The sequence below is a fragment of the Hymenobacter sp. genome, from assembly GCF_031398885.1.
In the GTDB taxonomy this organism is placed as follows: domain Bacteria; phylum Bacteroidota; class Bacteroidia; order Cytophagales; family Hymenobacteraceae; genus Hymenobacter.
The window spans coordinates 88906-110727 of sequence record NZ_JANNOD010000051.1 but is presented as its reverse complement, the minus strand read 5'-3'; the positions used below and the strand labels follow the sequence as shown (position 1 = coordinate 110727).

The window sequence follows — 21822 nt, the reverse complement described above, 5'->3', positions numbered from 1 at the left end:
GAACGAGCGAAGACGGGGCCACGAACGGGAGCGGATGAAGCCGGAAAACGCTGGGCCAAGGAACCCGGCTACGGCGCACCGAAACCTGCCAAACGTCAGGGTCCGCAGCTGACTTTTGTCAGTTGACCGGCCGGGATGCGCCCGTAATCTTGCGGTATCGGACGGGCGACTTGCCTTCGAGACAGTAGGCATGAGCCCGGAGGTCCCGCCGGATTCCTCCATCACTACATCTCCCCACTCATGAAAAAGCACTCGCCAATGGTCGCGGCCCACGATACCCACGAGCTGGCCGAGCAAGCCGTCAGACGGCTCCAGCACCGCGGCTACAACATGCGGCAGCTCTCCATCGTGGGCCGCGACTACCACACCGAAGAAACCGTGGTGGGCTACTACAACGCGGGCGACCGGATGCAGAAGTGGAAAGGGCGCGGGGCTTGGCCTGGCGGCGGCCGTCGGGGCATAAATGGCCGGTTAGCTGCGCGCGCCCACGTTCTCGCTTCCGCTTCCCGTACCGTTTCCATCAGTGGCAATGCTTGCTTCCGGGCGTGGCTCGGGGCTGCGCCGCTCCTGGCCGGGGCTGACTGCGGGAGCCAGCGACGGCGACCCGTCCGGCCTAGCCCGCCGCCTCGACGCGGGCCAGGGCGGGAATTTCTCCCAACTGCTTTGCTAAGCCGATGATGAAGATTTAAAAGCCCTTCATACCATCAATACGAAACCCAACCACTTCGGAAAAGTGACCGGATTTTTTCGGTGCCTTATCGGCGGACGGACAGGGCCTGTCCCGCTCGGTTGGAACCACTTTGTTTGGCTTTCTTCACTTACCCGCGAATGTTCATTTACTCCCAATTGCGCTGGGCCTGTCTGGGTGTGGTGCTGGCAGGGACGGGCTGTGGTACGACGCCGACGAGCCAACAAGCGGCCGCAACCGCGGTTGCCCCGCGCCCAACCGGGCAGGCCCCGAAGGTTCCGGTCGCGCCCCTGATTCAGGCGCTGCTCGACACGGCCGCCGCCGGCAGTGCCCGCGCCGCCGATGCCCGGCGGGGCCTGCAAGCCGGGGCCGACGTGCGGGCCTTCTACGGCCCGGCCGGCACCCCCGCCTGGACCACGGCCCCCGCCGACAGCCTCACGGCCAATGCCACGGCGGCCCTGGCGCTGCTGGCCCGCGCCGCGGAGCACGGTCTGCGCCCGGCCGACTACGGCGCAACCCGCCTGCGGGGCCTGCGCGACTCGCTCGGGCGGCCCGCGCCGCCGGACCAGCGGGCCGGGCAGTTGGCCCGGCTCGACGTGTACTTGAGCGACGCGGTGCTGCGGTTCATGCGCGACCTGAGCCGGGGGCGGCTGCGCCGCTACGCGGCCTCGGCCCCGGAAAAAGCGGCGGGGCCGGCCGGCCAGCCGGCGGTGCTGCTGCGGGCCGCCGTAGATGCCGGGGGCCGCCAGGTGCCGGCCGCCGTGCGGGCCGGCCAACCGGCCAACCGCGAGTACCGCCAGCTCCAGCAGGCACTGGCGCAGTGGCTGGCCCGGCCCGCGGCCCCGGATTCGGCGGCGCAGCACCAGGCCGAGTACGAGCAGGCCGCCCTCAACTTGGAACGCTGGCGCTGGGACCCCGTGCCCCCGGCGGCGGAATATGCGCTGATTAATATTCCGGCTTTCGAGCTACAAGTGGTAGTCCGCGACTCGGTGCGGCGCCGGCACCGCGTGGTGGTGGGGACGCCCGCCACGCCCACGCCCACGCTCAGCAGCGCCATTCGCTCCTTCACCCTGGCCCCCGACTGGCACGTGCCGCACTCCATTGCCACGCGGGAGCTGCTGCCCCACCTCAAGCGGGACGCTGACTACCTGGCCCGCAACAACTACGCCCTCTACGACGAGCGGGGGCAGCCGCAAAACCCGCAAGGCATCAACTGGGCGCGGGTGACGTCCGGCACGTTTGCCTACACCGTGCGCCAGTCGGCGGGCTGCGAGAACGCGCTGGGCAACATCGTCTTCCGCTTTGCCAACCCGTATTCGGTGTATTTGCACGACACGCCCCTGCGGCAGCTCTTTGCCCGGCCCGGCCGGGCCCTCAGCCACGGGTGCATCCGGCTGGATAACCCCTTCGCGCTGGCTGCTTACTTGCTACGCCGCGAGGGTCGGCCGGCGCTGCTGCCCAGCGAAGAAGAATGCGCCCGCCAGCCCCGGCCCCGCGAGGTGCGCCTGGCCCGCCCGCTGCCGCTGTACATCCGCTACGCCACCTGCACGGCTGTAAACGGCCGCTTGCGTTGCTGGCCCGACGTTTACCACCGCGACGAGGCCATCCGCCGGGAGCTGTTCGGGGGCGGCCCCAAAGCCGCTGAGCGCGAAAGAGCGGACAGGCCAAAAGCCCCCCGCCAAGCAGATTATCGTCCGGGGGTTGGGGAGGGCCCGCCGGAACCTGTGCCAGGCAATTCAGCCGCGTCCGGCCCCCGCTCAACCCTCCCCGCCATGCCGGCCGCCTACGCTCACCACTTGCGTCGCTGCCCGCAAACGCTGCGTCGCGGCTTGCCCGCGCGAGACAGACGTGCAAATGCTGGCCCGCTGCATCGGCCTTGCCCGCAACCACCAGCTTCTGGCTCATAACCAGGGCCTTCGCCGGCGCGTCTTTCCCATCACAGGCCAGTGGTTTGCGTTGCAGCCGTTTGCCATGAACAGCATAAGTGTCCTAAGTAGTCGTCCAAAAGTAAACGAGTTGTCAGTTGTTCGTTGCCAGTCAGGTGTTTGTCAAGGAGCTAACAACAGACAACTGCCGACTGATAACGAGATTAAGCAGCTAGTTGCTCAAAGAGTGAGGTTCCCTCATGGGTCTCCAGGAAAGCAAAAGACCCTTCACGCTACCATGAAGGGTCTTTTCGTGGTCGTGTAAGGAGTCGAACTCGCCTTGCGCAACCCGACCCGTCGTCCAGGGGAAATGGGTCATTCGCGGTGAATGGAGCGGTTTTCACGCCCCCAGCCCCGGGCTTTGGGGAAAGTCTTGGGATTGATTCCGGTTGGTTTGTACCCCATTCTGTACCCGCTTGTACCCCGGACTGTACCCGGATGTTGCCTACCTTCGCGGCATGGCCACCGTCTCTTTTCATCTGAAGGACCCCAAGTCCGCCAAGCCCACCGCGGTTTTCATCTGGTTCAACCCGACAAACGGGCAGCCCCGAATCCGCCTCTACACCGGCGAAAAAATACTGCCCGCCCACTGGACCGGCGCGGACGTGCAGCGCGCCAACGAGAAGGCCCGCGGCCTGGACGAAGAAACCCGGAAGACCAACGCGCGCCTCAACAAAAGCCTCGACCGCATGTCGGCCCGGCTGCTCGCGTTTTGGGGCGACATGCGGGCGGAGGGCAAGCTGCCTTCGGCCGAGCAGCTGCGGGCCGTTATCGAGCCCCAGGCGGAAGCCCCGGCGCCGGAATTGCCCCGGCCCCTGCCCGATTTCGTGGCCTGGCTGGTGCGCCTGGAACGGGAAAACGCAGCCAACACCATCAAAGGGCGGCGGTCGACCTACCGCCACCTGGTGCGCTTCACCCAGTCCTCCGGCCACGAGCTGGACTACGCGGACTTCACCCGGGCCTGGCGGGACCGGTTTGCCGGTTGGCTCGCGGCCGGCGCGGAGCGGAACGAGCAGATGGGCGACGCCAGCGTCAACAAGCAACTCAACAACCTGAAGGCCTTCCTGGCCGACGCGGCCCTGCGCGGCCGAACGCCCAAAATCGACGTCAAGGGCTGGAACTGGAAGTTCGCCGAGCCCGAGGTGCTGGCCCTGACCGAGGACGAGCTGGCCCGGGTGGAGGCCCTGGACGGGCTGCCGGGCTACCTGGAAAACGCCCGCGGCTTGTGGCTGCTGATGGCCTACACGGGGCTGCGCTACTCCGACGCGGCCAAGCTGCGGCCCGTCCACGACAAAGGCGAGGTGCTCCAGCTGGTGCCAAAAAAGACCACCGACCGGGCGGCCACGGTCTACGTGCGCCGCGCGGCCCGGGCGCTGCTGGAGCGGGTCTGGTCCGGGGCGCTCCACGAAACCAGCAACCAGAAGATAAACGCGTACATCAAGGTGGTGTGCGCGCGAGCGGGCCTGGACGCGCTGACCGAGAAAATCACCTACTACGACCAGACCAGCCGGGTGGTCAAGGAAACGTTTCGCAAATGGGAGCTGGTGAGCTGCCACACCGCGCGGCGCACCTTCATCACGCGCTCCTTCGCCAAGCTCATCCCGTTGGAATTAATCATGCAGGCGGCCGGCCACGCCAACGCCAAAACCACGCTGCGCTACAACCAAACCAGCGTCAGCCGGCAAGTCGAGGTCTCGCGGCGGGCCTGGGACGAAGAATAAAGAACAAGGGAATGCGCTACGGGTTGGCCCGAAAAAAGTTGCCAGGGGCGGGTAACGGCGGAATTTCTTTTTTCGTAAACCAGGAGTGAAAGACTTCCCGTACGCCGCCCTCTCCCCCGTTACGACCTCCCTGCTGGCTTCGTTGGCCCTGCCGGCCCCCGAGCCGACCACCCCCCTGGCCGCCTGGGCCCAGGCGCTGCTGCCGCTGCTGGGGGAGCTCGACCGGTACGTGCGCCAGGCGGCGCGCCAGGAGTACCAGGCGCTGCTCCACGAGCAAGCCCAGGCCGCCGCGCAGGCCTTCCAGGCCGAGCAGCTGCTGGACGTGGCCGGGGCCGCCGCCCTGCTCGGAGTCACCTGCGGCACCATTTACGACTGGGTGAAGGCGCACAAGATTGCTACCCACCGCGCCGGCCGCCAGTTGCGCTTCCGCCGCGGCGAGGTGCTGGCCCTGCTCGAAACCCAGACCCAGCCGGACGGGCGGCGCAAGTACGCCCGCAAGCGGGCCAGCACCTCCTACTGAGGCGAAGGGCAGCAGCGCCCAGCGCGGCAAGCGGGAATGACGGGACTTTTTCACGGCGAAGCGGTTTGGAATGAGGCAGTGGTTCTTTTAAAACCCCTAACCAGAGCTTGCCGCGTGTGAGCAACACGGGTGGTTCCCGCTCAATCCAATGGGCGCAAGTCGGGCCGCAGGTGAAAATTGATGCGTACAGAGTCACCTCGCTCTACTTCCAAGGTCAATTGGGACGGGAGAATGCCAATCTGCCCGGTCAAGAACCGGTGCGCTCCTGGCGACACGATTAAGCGGTACTCGCCCGCCTCATTGGCAAATGAAATGCTGTCGTCCAACGACACAATTGCCGCTGCTTGAGGATATGTGTGCGTTTTGTCCAGCACCAAGACTCGGCCAAACACCACAGGCTCTTTCGCAGGGTCGGTGCGGCGAAACCGCGTAATCTCCTGCTCGCGGGGAGGAGCTGGCCCCAGGGCCACGCGTTCGCTACTGCACCCCACCAGCCCACTGGCAAAGGGGAGCCACCCGAAAAAAGCGTAATAAACAAGTATTTTCATGGCGAATGGAATTACTATGCGGTTACGGACAGCCGGCGGGTCGCCCGCCCTGGGGCTGATAGTTGCCCTGCGAGTCGCGGCCTGTGGCCTCTACTCGCAGCAAATTGCTAATGCGGGCTTGGTCCGCCGGGGACAACGCTCTAAACGCGTCGCTGGCTTCCAACCCGCCCCAAGACATGTCCGCGTAGTACTGGTCCGGTAAATTGTAGCCTTGGTTCTGCCCGTACTGTTGCAATCCCCAGGCCAAGTCGCTCAGCCAGCCCTGTCCCATCACATTGTGGTGGGGAATATTGGCGTCGGCTCCGCCGGCCACAGCAAGGTCACGATAAGCTTTCACTAGTTCCGGGTAGCTAAAACTGGCATACTGTGGGGTATTGGCAAAGTAGGTTAGCAAATACGCATGCACGGACTCGTGCATCATCGTGCGTGCCACACTCAAATCCGAGGCATTTCGCCATTGATTAGCATCAAATGTGCTGGTGATGCTTCGAGATATTTTGTTGTATGGACTTGTGTTTCCATACGTTCCCGGGTCTAATGTGCCGTTGAGCAAACGCCAGTTGTAGCCCGTGGCGGTGCCCCCAAACTTTTGCACAATGAAAGCAAGCATCCCATTGTTCAGGCCTTGTAAGTTAGTAAAAACCGTCGTTTGACAAGGTGTTAAGCTGATGTTTAGTGTTACAGTGGGCGCGAGAGTTGGTGCGCCATCTTGAGGGCCGCCGCCGCCGCCGCCGCTGCCGCCGCCAGGGTCGCTCACAGGGGTAGGACCGCCATCGCCGCCGCCGCCGGTGTCGCCGCTGCCGGGCGGCCCGCCGCCCGGTCCGAGTCCGCCCCCCCAGCCACTATCGCCGCCGCTGTCACCGCCAATGACAACGACTCCGGGCAACCAGTAGTCGTCTTGGGTTGACGGCTGCACGGGCACTGATTTGGGCGCCTCGGGCTCGGGCAGAACCGAGCAGGCGTTCAGGCCCAGGGCTGCGGTTAATACTAGCAGCAAGGACCTGCTGCGAAGGTAAGAGGAAAACTGCATAGGGAAAGGATTGGGTTGGAAAAGAGTGAGCTTTTGAGGGCGAAAACAGGCAACGTTCATTCTGCTGCCAATTGGTGGATAGCGGGTCAAAGGTACCGGGCGTGCTGTGCGGTGCTCAAGGACACTTTGCCTGTTTTTGTGACGTCACTAAATGCCCCCCAAATTTTCAGAAAGCGCAATGAGCGTCTGTGAGGACAGTTTTTTATGGTCTTTTTCAGCAAAAAATCACCGGTTTGCGACATCGTGGTTCGTCTGTTAACACACAGATAACCTGAATGAATTGAACTCCTGAGGGATGGCTGATAGCCTCCGCCGCGGTGCGCAGCCGCCCCTGACCCCGTGATGGCCGGCCGCCAGGGCGCCGCCTGCCACAAAAAAACCCGCCCGGGGGTAGACCGGGCGGGGACATTCTGGTAGCAGGAATGGCGGTTGCCTGATTAGGCCGCAGCGGGGTGAATCGTGAGGGTGATGACCTCTTTCTTTTCCACTTTCTTCAGCTTGGCGAACAGCGAGGCACAGGCGGCCCGGCTGCGGAGCACGCCCACCCGGCCAGGCATGAGGGCCTGGCCCGGGAGCAAACACCCCAGGGATTGGTGCTCGGAATTTCCAGAATGAATACGAATGCCTTGATAACCAGGCACATTCAGCAACAAAGGAAGGTAGGTCTGGAAGCGCGGGGAGAAGGTTATGACCACCCGGTAGGTGCCCGCCGGGATGGCGGTCTTGCCCCACACCTTGGGGCCGGTGCGCACGACGTCCTCGCAGACGAAGCATTCAAAATTCCCCGCCAGGTGGAGCCGGCTCAGGGTGCAGCCGTGGGCGGAAAGGTCGCGGTAGAGGTCGAGGTGCATGGGAAGGGGGACGGTAAGCAGGACGGTAAGCAGGTATACGCAGCCGGCGGCGGCGCTCGAACCTAAATAGGGCCCCGGGGCGGGGGCGCGCCCAAAAAATCAGCAAAAACCCAAAAAAGAATCCGCCGCTAGCCGGGCAGCACGCGGCGCAGCTGCCGCCAGGGGTTGCCCCAGTGGCCGGCCGCCCAGCCCAGGCCGGCCGTTACGGCGTAGCCCAGCGCGGCGGTGAGCCAGCCGGCCAGCCGCCGGGCCCAGCCCCGGGGCCCTTCGGGGAGCGCAGTGGCCGGCGCCGTGAGCCGGGCCGAATCGGACTGCACCACGGCGGTGGCTTTCTTGCCCACGTAGGCCGCGTCGCCGCCTCCCCAGGCCAGGGACCCGTTTTGCACCTTCACCTTGCGCGGCACGCCGGCGCCGGCTTCCCGGGCCAGCGCCCGGCTGCGGGCCACGGCGGCCCGCCGCTCCTGGCGCCGCGCACTGCCGGCCGCCGTGCTCAGAAAAAAGACCGATTCGCGGGCCCCCGCCGGCGGCGCCACCACGGCGGGCCAGGCAGCGGCCAGCGAATCGGGGGCCAGCGCGGTGCTCGCCGCGGGCCGGGCCACGGGGCGGCTCACGGGGCGGGTGCAGCTCACCAGCAGGGCCAGGGCGGCGAAGCACAGGTACCAGAGGGCCGTCAGGGCCAGGGAGAGGCGGTGCTGGAAGGGGGTCGGGGCAATCATTTAATTAGTAATTAGTAATTAATAATTAGTAATTACTCATTACTAATTAACCCGGAATACGCAGCCCGCTTAGCCGGCCTCGTCGGCGGGGGGTTCGGCCGTTTCGGGGGCCGCCGGGGGCCAGAGCTTTTCCAGGCCTTCGGCCACGGCGCAGACCACCAGGCCGCCAAAAAAGCAGGCCGGCTTGCGGGCCGGCGGGGTGTACTCGGCCGCGGCGGCGGCGGTGAGCAGGCCGCCCGCGAGCTTGAGCAGGGCCGTGGCCCGCTGCACCCGGGCCGGGGCCGGGGAAAAGAAGTGGCGGAAGGAAAAACCCATGGCGGGTGGGGGGCTTATTTTTTGTGGTCCAGGTAGTTGTCGTGGATGGCCACGCGGGCTTCGAGCGAGCCGACGCGCACCTCGGTGTCGCGGCCGCGCGCGGCGGATTCCTTGACCGCCTCTTCGAGCAGCACCACGCGCTGGGAGAGCGCCTCGTTGCGGGCGTTCATCACTTCCACCGCGGTCAGCACCCGGGCCAGGCCGGTCGAGGTGACGTCCATCTTGGCGGCCGCGCTGGTCATCACGAAGGTCATCAGGGCCTGGACGAAGAGCATCAGGCCGGCCAGGGCGCCGGCCAGCACCCAGTTGCGGGTCCGCAGGGCGTCGGCGGCGGGGTCGCCCCCGGGCAGGGCGGCAGGGGGCGAAGGAGTCATCTGGTAGGGGGTGAGGGGGTGGGTAGCAGCAGAGCGCGGGTAGTAGGGAAGCGGCTGGAATGGGGGCAGCCGCCTTAGAGCAGCAGCCCGCCCAGGAGCATTTCGGTGGCCGGGGCCCCGCCCGGGGCGGCCCAGTCGGGGTAGTCGGCCGCCCGGGCGGCCAGCCAGCGGGCCAGCTCGCCGGACTGCCACCCGGCCGTCTCGCGCAGGTCGGCCAGGGTGCGGTCGGCCAGCTGCACGTCGGCCGTGCTCGTGCCCTCGCTCTTGCCCACTTTCGTCACGAAGCCCGCGGCCTCGATGTGGCCGAGCAGGCTGGGCCAGGCCTCGACCACGGCCCAGCTGGCGAGCATGTCCTTCACCTCGGCGGCCAACGCGGCCAGCGGACCGGTGGTGGCCAGCGGATTCGCTTCCACGAAGGCCCGCAATTGGTCGTAGAGCGCCGGGCCGAGGACCGGGCGCAGGTGGCGCTGCTCGGCCCGGGGGATGGCCACGGTGAACTTGTGGGGCTCGCTGCCGAGCGCCACCACGGTGCGGGCGGTGACGTCGGCGAAGGTGATGAGGTGGACGAGGGGCATGGGTACCGGGGAGGGGTTAGACGGTGCCCGCCGGCACCTGGGTGGTCTCAGCCGGCAGCGGCACGATGGCCTCGGCCTGCTCGGGGGTCAGGCCAAAAAAGGTTTTGAGGCGGGCCAGGCAGCTGGCGCGGGTGGTCAGGTTCTGGGCCAGCAGGTTGAGCATGGCGTCGATGCTGGTCTGCCCGCCCACCGAGCCCGAGAGGGCCTTCTGGGCCTCGGTCTGCACCGGGGCGTCCCCTTCCGCCTCGGCGGGCTTCTTGCGGGCCGCGTAGCCCTCGGCCTGGCGGATTTCGTCGTCTTCGAGCACCCGGGCCAGGGACTCCTCGCCAAAATGCTGGCGCACGGGCAGCGGGGCCACGATGGCCAGCGGCTCGGTGTCGTCCGGGACCTCGGCCAGGGCCCGGCCGCCGGCGGTAAACAGCTCCAGCAGGCCGGCCACGATGCCCCGGCGCCAGGGCAGGCACACGGCGTTGTCGTACGTCTCGTAGGCTTCGCGCAGCTCGCTGCCCCCGCCGCCCAGCCCGGCCTGGGTGGGCAGGCCCACCACCGCCGGGCTCGTCACCCCGCCGCAGCTCAGAATGGCCTGGATGGCCTGGTCGGAAATCTTCTCGTAGCTCTCCGGGCTGGCAGCCGACAGGCTTTGGACCTTGACCATCTTGGCGGCCGCTTCCGCCGTGCCGTCGCCAAACACGAACAGCAGCGAATCGGCCTCGGGGCCCTGGAACGTGTTTTTGACGCCCGCCTTAAAGGCCTCGCGCTGGGCCGCGGCGGTGATGGTCTTGGCCGGGTCCGCCGGGTCGACTTTGTCCTTGGGCCCGTCCAGAATGCTGACGATGGTGTTGCCCCCAAAGCGCGTGTCGACGCTGTTCTTGCGGTAGCGGGTGAGCGCCGCCTCGGTGGCCATGTCGTTGAACCCGGCGGTGAAGCTCAGGTCCTGGTAGTAGCGCTGGCCGGGGGCGTAGTGGTGGAACACGTAGAGCTGCGTGCCGCCGGGCTTCTTCGGGTCGTAGGCCGGCAGGGGGACCACCGGAAATTCCGCAGTCCCCGATTTGCTCCAGTCGTCGCACAGGTAGTAGGTCTCCACCCGGCCCTCGGCGTTCTTTTCGCCCCACAACACGGTGTCAACCGGCTGGTGGTAAATTTCGACGATGCTTTTCTTGTCCTTGGCCCATATCACCTGCCAGGCGTAGCTTTCCAGGTGCGCCGCGTCCGCGCCGGTGGGCGCCAGCAGCTGCGCGGCCTGCACCTGCGTGAGCCAGGCGGCCAGCTCGGGCTGGGCCGTGGGGCTGCAGCTCAGGCCCTCGCCGGCGATGTACTCGCCCTTGCGCCCAATCATGGCCGAGGCCGTCGGGGACTGGCGAATCAGGCCCAGCACGGTGGCGGGAAAGCTGTGCTTGGGCCCCCATTCGACGAACTTCTTGGCCTTCTGGAGCGCCGGCACCGGCACGGTGACGGCGGCCAGGTTGAGCTTGACGGTGTGGGTCTGCATCCTTGCTTAATTAATAATTAGTAATTACAAATTACTAATTAGGGTCAGGTGGGGTAGGTGAACGCGGTGGCCGCGTTAAAGAGCAGGTTGATGCGGCTTTGGGCCACCGTGCGGGCCGCCTCGCGCTGGGCGCCGGTCAGGGCCAGCGTGCGGCCGCTCTCGCCGCCGAACACCCCGCCGCGGGCCGCGGCCGCCAGCAGGCGCAGGCCTTGCGTCTGACCGTAGAGCCACCACTGGCCGGCGTAGTCCTGGCACAAGGCCACCAGCGGGCCGGCGGTCGCCAGGGCCTGGACCGCCGTGCGCTGGGCGGCGGAGAGCCCGGCCAGGGCCACGTTCACGGCCTGGGCGTGGGCCGGGCCTTGCTCGGTCAGGGCGTAGGCTTCCCCGAACTCGCAGGCCGCCGGGGGCTGGCAGGGCAGCTGCTGCCAGCCGCTCAGGCCGCTGAAGCTGACCAGGTGGGAGCACTCGGCCGTGGCGTAGGCGTAGGTCGCCGCGCCCGACCAGGGGGCCAGCAGCAGGGTTTTGAGGCCGGCCAGCCCGTAGCCCGTGGCCGGGAGCAGCGAATAGAGCACTTTTTAATGGTTAGTTTTTAGTGATTAGTGGTCAGTGAGCGATTAATCACTAATCGTTAATCACTGACCACTACCCACTACTGAATTAGTCGGTGACGCCGGCGGCCAGCGCGTCGAAGACGGACGCCGGGAAGAGGGCGGCGTGCACGATTTCGCCGCCGCTGAGCGTCAGGTCGTTGCCGGCCAAATCGTCGTTCGATGCGCCGGCGCCGCCGTCGTTCTTCTCGGCCGTGAGGCCGTTATTTTCGCCTAAGAGCACGCAGGTGCCGTTTTTGAGCTTGAGCAGGAAGCTGTGCCGGCCCAGGTTCAGGGCTTTCATGGCCACGGCGCTCAGGTTGCTCAGCGTGCCGTACTTGAAGCTCACCGACTGGTTGAGGTAGCGGGTGGCGCCCACCTTGAGCGTCTCGGCAAAGCCGCAGGAGTTCTCTTCCGGCTCGATGAGCTGGAAGGCGTTGCCCGCGGCGGGCACCAGGTTGGTGGCTTCGTCGCCGGTGCGGGTCACCTCGAAGCCGCGGGCGCCGTTCGCCAGCAGGGTGGGGATGGCCAGCACGCCAAGCACGCCGCCCTGGCTGTACTCGGTGGATTTGCGCAGGGACTTAAGCAAAGAGGGCATGGGGGAGGGAGTAGGATGCTCAGCAAGGCGCTTAGGCCTCGATGACGGTGAGGGTATCGGCGTCGAAACGCGTAATGAATGCGGCATCGAAGTGCACGCCGCCGTCCTGGTCGCGCCAGGCCCGGGGCAGGCCGTTGCGCCGCAGCAGGGCCTTGATGGCTTCCTCCTCGGCGGCCACTTTCTCGGCGGCCACTTTCTCGGCGGCGGCTTTTTTCTGTTCTTCGCTCATCTTCGGGAGGGGGTGCGCCAGGAGCCCGGCCCTCGAAAGAGCCGGGCCGGGCAGCTGAATTACAGGTAGAGCACCTTCTGCTGGGGCACGAGCACCAGCGTGTCGAGGGTCACGTCCATGCGCATGCCCAGCAGCGTCGAGAAGGTGTTCACCTTCTCAATGGTGGCGCTGTTGAGGGCGCTGGTCAGGTTCGTGCCGTAGACGAAGTCGCCCTGGTCCTTGCCCCGGCCCAGGTAGCGGGCGGGCACGCCGGTGGCGGCGCCGGCCTGGCGGCCCTGGGTTTCGACGAACTCGATGGGCACGCCCAGGTACATGAACATTTCCGCCTCGGTGCCCATACCCGTCACCACGAACGTGTCGCGGTTGGTCTGGGCCAGGTTGTACTGCAGGATGAGCGAGCGGTCGGAGAGCGGGGCGAAAATCACCGTCTCGGGGTTGCCGGCCACCGCGCCGTCGGCGTTGCTGTACAGCTTGCCGTACTCGGTGGCGATGTTGGTGGCCGTCACGGTCACGCCGTCCAGGATGGCGATGTTGGCGCCGGCAATTTTGCCGAGCACCATGCGGGCCACGAAGCCGTCGACCAGGCCGGGGGTTTGCGCCGCGGCCCAGGCCTTGGTGGCGGCCGAGACGGCACTGCCCGAAGCGGCGATGGCGGCCTGGCTGATGGCGGTGATGCCCACGTGCATCCGGCGCTCGTAGCTCTTGCCGATGCGCGGCAGGGTGTAGTCGAGCACGGCCGTGTCGAACTCGCTCGACTGGAACGTGCGGTCGGCCGTGTTCATCGTGCGGCCAAAACGCGTGTTGCGCAGCTCGTTCATGTTGAAGAACTCCAGCGCCATGAGCTGCTGGGGCACCAGGGTGCCGTCCGAGAAGGCGAGGTTGTTGCTGCGCGAGGCCACCACGGCGTCGGTCACGTGGTCGATGCGGGCGCCGAGTTCGATGTCGCCGGTCAGCGAGGTCACGCCCTGCGAGTGCAGGATGTCGGTCACCCCGCGCACCAGGCCGCGGCCGATGGACCGGTTGGCGAAGAGCACTTCGGAGAAAATTTCGGCGACGTGCTCGGGAGCAAACACGCGGGGAGCATAAGTCAGCATGGGGGTGCGGGAGGGGGTTGGTGAAACGAGGGGAGGGAAAAAGAGGGAGCCGGGCGGTAGGGCCTGGCTTTGGTGGGTTGTTCTCGCCGAACAGGACGCCGGTGCCGTTCGGGCCCGACGCGGCAGGCGCTAGCTTTGGTGGGCCTGCAGAAAGGCCAGGTGGCGGGGCAGGGGCTTGTCCTGGGCACCGGTGCCGGACAGGTGCACGCGCTGGCCGTCGGGCTCGGTGCTGAGCTTGGCCTCGGCGGCCGTGAGCTGGAGCTTGACGGCGGCCAGCTCGGCGGCGACCGTCTCGGCCGCCGTGGCGGTCTCGGCAATCGCCTTGTAGTCGGCGGCCGGAATCTCGTAGCAGTACTGGTCCACGTTCACGCGGAAACAGGTGCCGTCGGTGCGCTGGTAGTCGCCGCTGGGCAGCAGCGCGCCGGCCTCGTCGGTGAGCTTGCGCGTCATCGGGTCGAAGTTGACGGTCTTGCCGCCGGCCAGGGGCACGGCCTCCAGGCGCAGGGCGGCCGCTTCGACGGCGGTCGCCGGCTTGCCGGCCAGGGCTTCCAGGGCTTTTTCGAGCAGGGCCTTGGCCTCGTCGACCGGGGTCTCGGCGCTCAAGCCCTTCAGCATTTCGGTGGCCGCCGTCACGGCTTCGTCGGCGGCGGCGACCGGTTGCCCGGCGGCCTTCGCGGGGACCTTTTTGCCGTCCTTCACCTCGATGGCGGTGCCGTCGGCCAGCTCGTAGGGGCCATCTTTGGCGGGGCCGGTGACGTTGCCCTCCGCGTCGAGGCTCGACACGGTGCCGTCCTCGGCCACGTCCACGATGGTGCCGTCCTTGAGTTCGGTTTTGGTCAGCTTAATGCCGGCTACTTTGGCCATGGCCACGAGCAGGGAAAACATCCAGTTTTTCTTCATGGGGGGGAGGGGCGCCGACGTTGCGGCCAGCGTGATTTCTTCGGTGTCGAACAGGCCCTCAATCGAGAAGCCGGTGATGTTGCCGCTCACCACTTCGCGTTGCCAGAAGTCGGCGTCCGGGACGTGGGCGCTGAGCATCCAGGTGCCGGCCACTTCGTCCAGGCCCAGGGCCGTGGACTTGTCCTGGGCCGGGTCGGCCACAATCCAGCTCTCGTAGAAGACGTTGCCGGACAAGACCGTGGCGTGGTCCTGGTTGCTGTGGTTGTGCTGGCCCTCGGCGGCAAAGCGGCGGGCAATGGCCAGGATGTCGGCCGCTTCGAAGGTGACGTAGAAGGGCTTGCCGTCGGCGCCGAGGCGCAGAATCTTCTGGCCGGGCACCAGGACCGGGCCGGTCAGCACCTGGGCCCGGGGGCCGTCGGTTTCGGTGCTCAGGTGCACCCGGCGCGGGGCGGGGGCTTCGGCGGCGGCCAGGGCGACCCAGCCTTTTTCGATGGCCGGGTTGCGGACCAGGCTCACCCGCTTGACGCCCTGGGCCTGGTTTTCGCTCAGCACCATGCGCAGCACCGGGGCGGCCGCCAGGTCGGCGGCCGTCAGGGCAGTCAGGGCCAGAAACAGAGGAGCGGCGGTCGCCTGGGGCATGTGCCCAGAAGCGGGGCGCGGCGGATTTTGCAGCTGCCGCGCCAAAAAAGTTTGGCCCGTTAATCGTTCGCCGATTGGGGCCGGGGCTAGAGGGCGGCGCTGGCCTCGGCCGCGCGCACGGACTGGCGCTGCTCCTCGATGCGCAAGGCCTCGCCCGGGCCGATGGCCAGCACGGCGGGGCCGTAGCCGGCAATCTGTTGGTTGGAGGCGGCCACGGCGTCGAGGCGGGCGAGCATCTGCTTGTTCGTCGCCACCAGCTCGGCCAGCTCGGCCTGCGGCACCAGCACCCCCCCGGCGCCGGCCCCCCCGGGCAGCACGCCGCCGTCGGCGAACCGGTTGCCGGCGGGCGGCAGGACCCGCACGGCGGCCGCGTCCGCGAAGTCGGCCGCGGTCAGGGTGCGGGTGCGGCCGGCGGTGCGCAGCAGCTCAAAGGCGGCGTAGTTGCGGCGGGTGGCGTCGACCGGCAGCACGCCCTCGCCGCCCTCCACCTCGATGTTGGCGAAGCGGCCGGTGCCCCGGATGCCGCCCTGGGCGTGGCTCGGGCCCTTGAGCACGCCGCCCTCCTCCAGCTTCGCCGCGTTCTTCACCGACGCGAAGCCGGCCACCAGCGCGGCGGTGGCCCCAATGGCCAGGGCGATGTTGTCGAAGCCGACCACGCCTTTCGAGGCCGCCTTGGCGATGGCCCGCGCGGCCTCGATGCCGAGCAGGATGGCCTCGACGGCGGTGGTGGCCGCGGTAATCTGCTGCTGGCGCTGCTCCAGCGCGGCCTTTGCTTTCGCCGCCTGCTCCTGCTCTTTGGCGGCCTTCGCGCGCTCGGTGGCCAGCCGGGCCTCGGCGGCGCGCTCCTTCTCCAGCTTGCCGAGCAGGAAGTCCCGGCGGGCGCCCTTGGCCGAGTCGAGCTGCTGGGCGGTGGCCTCGCTGGCCGCGGCCGCGGCCTGGGCCTGGGCGTCGAGCCCGGCCAGGCGCTGCGTGGTCTGGGCCAGGCGCTCGTCGGCCCCCTGCAGCTGGGCGTCGAGCAGGCCGCCGGCCAGGCCCGCGAGCTGCTGGGCGGCGCCGGCCAGGGCGGCTTTGGTGGCGTCGAGCTGGTCCGGGGCCACCCCGAAGACCCGCACGAGCACGTTGTCGCCCAGGCCCAGCGGGGGAATGGCCGCCAGGCGCACCCGTTCGGCCTGCTCGCGGGCGAACTGCTCGGCGATGCGCCCGGCGGCGGCCTGCGCCTGTTGGCCCAGGGCCGCCACGTCTTGCTGCCGCTTCGCCTCCGCCGCCAAATCCAGCCGCAGCCGGTCCTGGGCGCTGAGGCCCTGAATCTTTTCTACTTCCTGGTTGCGCTTTTTGAAGGCCTCAAACGCTTCCTGCGCCAGTTTCTCCCGCTCGGCCTTGGCCTTCCCGGCCGCCGCCTGCTCCGCCTGCTCCTGCTTCTTCCGGTTCTTCTCCGCCTCGTCGGCCCGCTTTTTGGCTTCCTGGTTTTCGAGCACGCGCAGCTCGGACTCCTTGTCGAGGTAGATTTTCTTTTCCTCCGCGGTCTGTTGCTTCAACAGGTTCAGCTCCCGCTGGAGCTGCTCGCGGCGCAGGGCAAAGGTGTCCTGGCCGGCGGCCTGCAGCTCGGCGATGCGCCGGGTGGTGGCCTCGGCGTTGACCTGGTCCACCTCGCGCAGGCCCTGGGCGAGCTCGGCCTTGGCGGCTTTGGCCGCGTTGTCCACCAGCCCGCCGGTCAGGAAGCTGGCCACGTCCCGGGCCTTGGCGATGACGTCCTCGACGAAGCCGCTCAGGGCGAGGAGCTCGGGGCGGAACTTGTCGGCCCAGCCGCTGGTCACTTCTTTGACCTTGTCCCAGTTGGCGGCCACCAGGCCGACGAGCACCAGGAAGGCCCCCACGCCGGTGGCAATGAGGGCCAGGCGGGTGGCCCGGCCCGCGGCCGTGGCGGCGGTGCCCGAGGCCGTGGCCGCCGTGCCGCTGAACAAATAGGCCTGCCCCTGGGCCAGCGTGGTGCGGATGCTCTTGAGCGTCTCCCCGTCGAGGCTGTTGCGGATGGCGTCCAGGGAGCCGAGCACGGCAATCACGCCCTGCGTTTTCTTGGTGAACTCCTCGGCCGTCTGGCTGCTGAGCCCGAAGGCCTCGGCCGCCACGGTGGCCACCCCGAAGGCGCCCACCACGCCCTGGGCGAAGTTGGAAAAGGCCCGGATTTGATTTTCCGGGTCCAAGGATTTTATTTCGTCCCGCAGGCCCTTAATCTCGCCGCGCACCACGCCCAGGCGCTCCTGAATCTTCTGGCCGGCGGCCGAGTCGGTGCCCACCGTGTCCAACTGCGCCTTGAGGGCGGCCAGCTCCGCGCGCAGCTCCTTCGAGGTCTGGCCGGCCGTGTCCAGGCCCTCGATGTTGATTTGGTACGTCTTCGTCGTGGTGGCGGCCATGTTTTTTAATTAGTAATTGATAATTAGTAATTACTAATTATTGAGAAGGAAGCAGGAATCGGTGATTCTTAATTGGTAATTAGTAATTACTAATTACTAATTGGCGCGCAGCGCCGTTAGCATTCGCGCAGCAGCTCGACGGTGGCCGCGGCGGCCTCGTCGGCGGGGTCGAACTGCCCGATGCCTTCGACCGTGTAGGCCACCCCGTGCAGGTCCACCCGGCGGCCCGGCGTGAGCTGGGCGTACTGGGCGGGGGTGAGCACGCCGGGCAGCTTGGCCACGTGGCCGCGGCGCAGGCGCCGGGCCGTCTCGCCGTAATACGCGGCCACCGACCCCTCGGGGCCGGCCGCGCGCAGGGGGCCGTCCCAGGCGGCGCGGGCCAGGGGCACGTGCCGCTGCTGGAAGGGCACGGTCGGCCCGTCGGCTTCCGGGCCCAGGTAGCGCAGCAGCCGCGGGGGCTGGCCGGCCACGTCCCATTCGACCTCGGCCAGGGGCTGGGCCAGGGCCGCGGCCGTGGCCAGGGTGGGCAGCTCGGCCGCCGCCTCGCCGCCGCCGGGCTGGGCGATGGCCACCCGGCGGAAGGCCACCGGGGCGTAGAGCAGGGGCAGGGCGGTTTCGCTGCCGCCGGGCGGCCCCACGGCCAGGCGCACGGCGTCGGGGCCGCCGGCGACGGGCAGGGGCTCGGCCGGGTGCTCGGCGGCGGCGAAGCGCAGGGCGCTGACCCCGGCCCCGGCGGCGGGCACGAACTCGGCCCCGGCCGCGTCGAGCACGGCGCCCAGGGCCAGGGGCGGGCCGGCGGCGGCGCTGAGCTCGCCCCGGGTGAGCACGGCCACGGTGCGCCGGCCGGCGTCGGCCAGCAGCACCGCGTCGACGCGCAGCAGGAAGTCGCGCAGCACGTCGCGCTGGCGCAGCGGCGGCAAAAAGGCGGCCGGCCGCAGGCGGGTTTCGCTCGTGCCCTGCTCGTCCTCGTAGGCGGTGCAGGCAAAGGCGGCGGCCGCCAGGGTCAGGTGCAATTCCTTGCGGGTGTACTTGTTCAGGCCGTCGCCGGCCCGCTCGTACTGCACGCACGTGAAGGCGAGCAGGCGCACCGCGTCGCCGGCCTCCAGGTACAGGCGCGGGGCCGCCCCGGCGAAGGCCCCGGTGCGCAGAGCGAAGCTGCCCGGCTGGTCGAGGCGCACGAAGCCCGTCACCCGCTGCTGGCCGGGCGCGAAGGCGCCGGTGCCGCCGGTGCTGACGCCCCCGTCGGCCCCCTCGTAGCCCTCCCCGCCCCGGAACACGACCAGGCCGAGCACCACCGGCGCAAAGTGCGGGGCGTAGCGAGCCCCGCCGGGGTTGTTCTGCTCGTCGATGAACTGCGAAGCGGCGGCCACCGTGGCCGACCAGGCAAAGGAATAGGCCCCGGCCCGCGGGGCCGTGTACGCCGCCTGGCCGGGGGCCAGCGCCCGGGTGCCGCCGCCCGCCGTGACCTGGTCGGTGGCCAGGCCGAAGTAGCGGACCCGGCCCGGCTCGTCGACGCCCACGGCCGTGCTGGAAAAATTGTCGCTGCCGGGCCCGTACTCAAAAAAGCTGTCCTGCTGCTGGGGAATAGTGGCCGCCGCCGCCGCCGGCAGCAGGCCGCCCCAGGGCCAGGCGGCGTCGAGGTCCGCGCCGGCCGGGGCCAGCAGGGCGGCGCGCCAGGCCGGCTCGTCGAGCACCCGGCCGGTGAGGGTCCAGCCCAGGTCGGCAAAGATTTGGCGCAGCACGTTGCGGTAGTACACGCAGGGCGGGCAGTCGTCGACGGCCAGCGGAAAGAGCAGCCGGGCCTGGGGGGGCAGCGAAACCAGTTCGCTCGTGCCGTCCGGCCCGGTGGTGAGCCGGGGCGGCGCGTAAAAGTTGCCGTAGGCGATTAGGGGGAACTGCAGGTCCGTTTGGTCGCCGTCCAGGGCCTGAATCGCTTCGAGCTGGGAGCCGTCGTAGGCCACCGGGGCGAAGCCCAGCTCGGGCAGGGTCTTCTCCCCGAGCAGCTGGCCCCAGGCCGTGCCGGCCCCGAGCAGGGCGCCGGTGTAGCCCCCGCGCAGGGCGCTCAGGCGGAAGGTGCCGGCCAGGCGCTGGCCGCCCACCAGCAGCTCGAAGGGGTAATCCAGGGCCCGGAACTTGTCCAGGCCGGCCGGGTGCAGGGCGTCGACGCCGAAGATGCGCGCGTTGCCGCGCGTGGGCGGCAAGGTCAGCGGCCAGCTGTACTCGCCCACCCGCGCCCCCAAATCGCCCAGCGGGGCGCGCGCCTGGGTCAGGCGCACCAGGCCCCGGGTCTGGGCGGGCAAATCGGCCGGCAGGCCGGCGAGCAACAGGGTCAGCGAACGCATCTTTTTTAGTGGTTAGTGTTCAGTGGTGAGTGATTAGTGGTGAGTGGTGAGCAGTGGGCGATTAACCACTAATCACTAACCACTAAGCACTAATTGGTGATGCCGTAGATTGGCTCTTCGGCGGGGGTCGCGTCGAGCACCAGGGCGTAGGCGCCGGCGCGCTCGTCGTTGTCGGCGGCCAGGCCGGTGAGCGTGACGGCGAGCGGGCCCTGGGGGGTTTCGAGCCAGGCGCTGGGCGAGTTGCCCAGCTCGCGGCGCAGCCAGCGGTACTCGTCGGCGGTGAGCGGGCCGGAGTGCAGGCGGAAGGGCTCGGCCGTCTCGGCGGCCCGGGTGGCCGAGCCGGTGGGGGTGGCGTACGTGGCGGCCGTGCGCTTGAGCCCCTCCTCGCGGAGGCCTTCGAAGACCACCGTGTCGAAGCCGCCCTGGCCGTTGGCGAAGGTGAGCGCGGTGTTTTCGGCGGCCGGGCGGTCGAGCAGGGCCAGGGCGCCGACCCGCACCGGGGAGCCGCCGGTGCCCGGGTCCAGGCGCAGCTCGGCCGTGCGCTGGCCGGCGAGCACGGCGGCCGGCAGGGCCAGGCGGGTGACCGTCCCGGCGGGCAGCGGCGGGCCCGCCACCACCTGCACCAGCCCGTCGTAGCGGACGGTGAGCAGCTCGGTCGTGGCGGGCAGGGCCGCGGCGCCCAGGCCGCCGGGGCGGGCCAGCAGCAGGGTCGGGGCGGCGTGCGCGGGGCCGGCGCTGCGCCAGGGGCCCGGGCGGCGGCTGAGCAGGTAGAGGCCCCCGGCCACCTCGGGGCCCAGCTCGACCGCGTCAATGGTCCAGGCCGTCTCGCTGGCGGCCGCGTAGCGCTCGCGCCGGGTGCTGGCGGCCGTGGCGTAGGATTCGCCGTAGCGCAAAAAGTAGGAGCTCAGCCGGTCGGGGCAGCTGCCGTCGGGGTTGGGGTAGGCGTGGCCGGTGAACTGGCGCAGGGCCGGGGCGATGTCGAAGACGTAGGCGTTGTCGGCCCGCAGCTCCTGCTCCAGGCGCTGGACCAGCACGGGCAGGGCGGGGCCGGCCGGGGCCGGGGCCAGCCGGCCGTAGCGGTCGCGGTAGGCGTCGGCGTAGCGGTCCGAAAAGGGGCTCGGGTTGCTTTCCGGGGCCCCGGTCCACACCTCCAGGAAGCAGCCCCAGCGGCGGCGGGACTCGGAGCGGTAGCGGTTGACGCCCGGGGCCGCGGTGGCCACGACCCGGGCCGGGTTGCTGACCGCGACGTCGAGGTTGCCGCCGGTGCCGTCGGCGCGGGCGGTGAGCCGGACCTGGCCGCCGGCTACGGCCCGGATGCGGTAGCCGGCGGCCAGGGCGGCGACCGCGTTCAGGGCCTCGGCCAGGGAAGCGGCGTCCTCGAAGCGGGTGGCGTCCACCAGCGGGCCGCTGGTGAAGCGGTAGCCGTTGAGGGTGAGCACCACGCCCACGGCGCCGCCCAGAAAGGAGCAGTCCAGCGTGGCCTCGGCCGGGGCGGGCACGGCGCCGGGGAGGGCGGCCGCGGCCAACGTAACGAGCACGGGCCGGCCGTTGGGCACGAGCGCGGGCAGGGGCGCGGCCAGGGCCAGGGGCGGCGAGTAGGTGCACAGGCCCGGGTCCGAGGCCCGGGTCGGGTCGTCGACGTAGTTGTCGGCCGCCTCGTCGCGGCAGACCGCGGGCAGCGGCGAGACGTAGGGCGGCACGGTGAGGTAGCGCTGCAGCTCGCCGGCCCCGCTGCGAAAGAAGAACAGGTAGTCGCCGGGCGGCAGGTCCACTTCGGAGCGGGCCGGGGCGGCAATGCCCAGCCGCTCGGCGACCGGGGGGGCTTGCTCGCCCCCGGGCTGGCGGTAGACGCGCAGGTCGACCGGCCGGGTGGGGACGTCGACCGGGAAGCGCACGTCGAAGGCCACCCGTCCCGGGGCGCCCGGCACCGGGCTGGCCGGGCCGGTGACCACCGTGTTGAGCACCAGCAAGTCGCCCGCTTCGGTGAAGATGTAGGCGTAGAAGGACCGGCGTTGGCTGTAGACGCGCACCCGCTCGCCCGGGGCCGGGCCGTCGGTGCGCGTGAGCAGCAGCACGTTCTCGGGAATTCCGTCCTGGGGGGAGCCGCCGGTTTCCATTTGCCGGCCCGGGTCGAGGGGGAAGGATTCGACGTACACGCTCCGCGTGTAGCTGCCGTCGGCCGGCGGCGGGGCGTAGTAGACGCCCACGCGCTTGTTGCGGGCGGCGTCTTCCCAGCCGCGTAGGTAGATGTCCGAAGGCGAAAGAGGCAT

20 protein-coding genes are annotated in these 21822 nt (G+C 69.0%); 4 read left to right on the top strand and 16 right to left on the bottom strand.

All coding sequences use genetic code 11. The features are described from left to right. The first annotated feature begins 240 nt into the window (after positions 1 to 240). The 4 genes from RMO51_RS09635 to RMO51_RS09620 all read left to right on the top strand — a co-directional run bounded on the left by RMO51_RS09635 (position 241) and on the right by RMO51_RS09620 (position 4854). Positions 241 to 678 (top strand): general stress protein, encoded by a 438-nt coding sequence (locus RMO51_RS09635; RefSeq protein WP_310394173.1) that lies wholly within the window; start codon positions 241 to 243, stop codon positions 676 to 678. Between the two features lie 150 nt (positions 679 to 828). After that, positions 829 to 2595 (top strand): L,D-transpeptidase family protein, encoded by a 1767-nt coding sequence (locus tag RMO51_RS09630; RefSeq protein WP_310394172.1) that lies wholly within the window; start codon positions 829 to 831, stop codon positions 2593 to 2595. A 476-nt stretch (positions 2596 to 3071) separates the two neighbouring features. Next, positions 3072 to 4334, top strand: coding sequence for a tyrosine-type recombinase/integrase (locus RMO51_RS09625; RefSeq protein WP_310394170.1), 1263 nt, complete (start codon positions 3072 to 3074; stop codon positions 4332 to 4334). An 85-nt stretch (positions 4335 to 4419) separates the two neighbouring features. Beyond that, positions 4420 to 4854, top strand: coding sequence for a helix-turn-helix domain-containing protein (locus RMO51_RS09620; RefSeq protein ID WP_310394168.1), 435 nt, complete (start codon positions 4420 to 4422; stop codon positions 4852 to 4854). Between the two features lie 140 nt (positions 4855 to 4994). Here RMO51_RS09620 and RMO51_RS09615 read toward each other — a convergent pair whose 3' ends face one another. The 16 genes from RMO51_RS09615 to RMO51_RS09540 all read right to left on the bottom strand — a co-directional run bounded on the left by RMO51_RS09615 (position 4995) and on the right by RMO51_RS09540 (position 21822). Next, the gene (locus RMO51_RS09615; RefSeq protein ID WP_310394166.1) at positions 4995 to 5402 is read right to left on the bottom strand and encodes a hypothetical protein; all 408 of its coding nucleotides are present in this window, start codon (positions 5400 to 5402) and stop codon (positions 4995 to 4997) included. A 22-nt stretch (positions 5403 to 5424) separates the two neighbouring features. Then, a complete protein-coding gene (locus RMO51_RS09610) occupies positions 5425 to 6492 on the bottom strand; it encodes a hypothetical protein (RefSeq protein WP_310394165.1) in 1068 nt (355 codons plus the stop codon). Between the two features lie 377 nt (positions 6493 to 6869). Then, positions 6870 to 7283, bottom strand: coding sequence for a DUF5675 family protein (locus tag RMO51_RS09605; RefSeq protein ID WP_310394164.1), 414 nt, complete (start codon positions 7281 to 7283; stop codon positions 6870 to 6872). A gap of 128 nt (positions 7284 to 7411) precedes the next feature. Beyond that, entirely contained in the window at positions 7412 to 7999 is a 588-nt protein-coding gene (locus RMO51_RS09600) for a hypothetical protein (protein WP_310394163.1), read from the bottom strand. Between the two features lie 69 nt (positions 8000 to 8068). Then, a complete protein-coding gene (locus RMO51_RS09595; RefSeq protein ID WP_310394161.1) occupies positions 8069 to 8314 on the bottom strand; it encodes a hypothetical protein in 246 nt (81 codons plus the stop codon). A gap of 14 nt (positions 8315 to 8328) precedes the next feature. Beyond that, entirely contained in the window at positions 8329 to 8688 is a 360-nt protein-coding gene (locus RMO51_RS09590; protein WP_310394159.1) for a hypothetical protein, read from the bottom strand. A 74-nt stretch (positions 8689 to 8762) separates the two neighbouring features. After that, a complete protein-coding gene (locus RMO51_RS09585) occupies positions 8763 to 9263 on the bottom strand; it encodes a DUF6712 family protein (RefSeq protein ID WP_310394157.1) in 501 nt (166 codons plus the stop codon). A gap of 16 nt (positions 9264 to 9279) precedes the next feature. Then, a complete protein-coding gene (locus tag RMO51_RS09580; protein ID WP_310394155.1) occupies positions 9280 to 10752 on the bottom strand; it encodes a hypothetical protein in 1473 nt (490 codons plus the stop codon). 44 nt (positions 10753 to 10796) lie between these two features. Continuing rightward, on the bottom strand, positions 10797 to 11324 hold the full coding sequence (locus RMO51_RS09575; protein ID WP_310394154.1) for a hypothetical protein: 528 nt from the start codon (positions 11322 to 11324) through the stop codon (positions 10797 to 10799). Between the two features lie 85 nt (positions 11325 to 11409). Further along, complete coding sequence (locus tag RMO51_RS09570) at positions 11410 to 11937, bottom strand: hypothetical protein (RefSeq protein ID WP_310394152.1); 528 nt, start codon at positions 11935 to 11937, stop codon at positions 11410 to 11412. Between the two features lie 31 nt (positions 11938 to 11968). After that, positions 11969 to 12166 carry a hypothetical protein gene (locus RMO51_RS09565; RefSeq protein WP_310394150.1) on the bottom strand — a complete coding sequence of 66 codons (198 nt, stop codon included), beginning with the start codon at positions 12164 to 12166 and terminating at the stop codon, positions 11969 to 11971. A 59-nt stretch (positions 12167 to 12225) separates the two neighbouring features. Beyond that, positions 12226 to 13260, bottom strand: coding sequence for a hypothetical protein (locus RMO51_RS09560; protein WP_310394148.1), 1035 nt, complete (start codon positions 13258 to 13260; stop codon positions 12226 to 12228). 129 nt (positions 13261 to 13389) lie between these two features. Further along, entirely contained in the window at positions 13390 to 14799 is a 1410-nt protein-coding gene (locus tag RMO51_RS09555; RefSeq protein WP_310394147.1) for an XkdF-like putative serine protease domain-containing protein, read from the bottom strand. A gap of 86 nt (positions 14800 to 14885) precedes the next feature. Then, on the bottom strand, positions 14886 to 17210 hold the full coding sequence (locus RMO51_RS09550) for a hypothetical protein (RefSeq protein WP_310394145.1): 2325 nt from the start codon (positions 17208 to 17210) through the stop codon (positions 14886 to 14888). A gap of 116 nt (positions 17211 to 17326) precedes the next feature. Next, complete coding sequence (locus RMO51_RS09545; protein WP_310394144.1) at positions 17327 to 19552, bottom strand: hypothetical protein; 2226 nt, start codon at positions 19550 to 19552, stop codon at positions 17327 to 17329. An 89-nt stretch (positions 19553 to 19641) separates the two neighbouring features. After that, on the bottom strand, positions 19642 to 21822 hold the full coding sequence (locus RMO51_RS09540) for a hypothetical protein (protein WP_310394143.1): 2181 nt from the start codon (positions 21820 to 21822) through the stop codon (positions 19642 to 19644).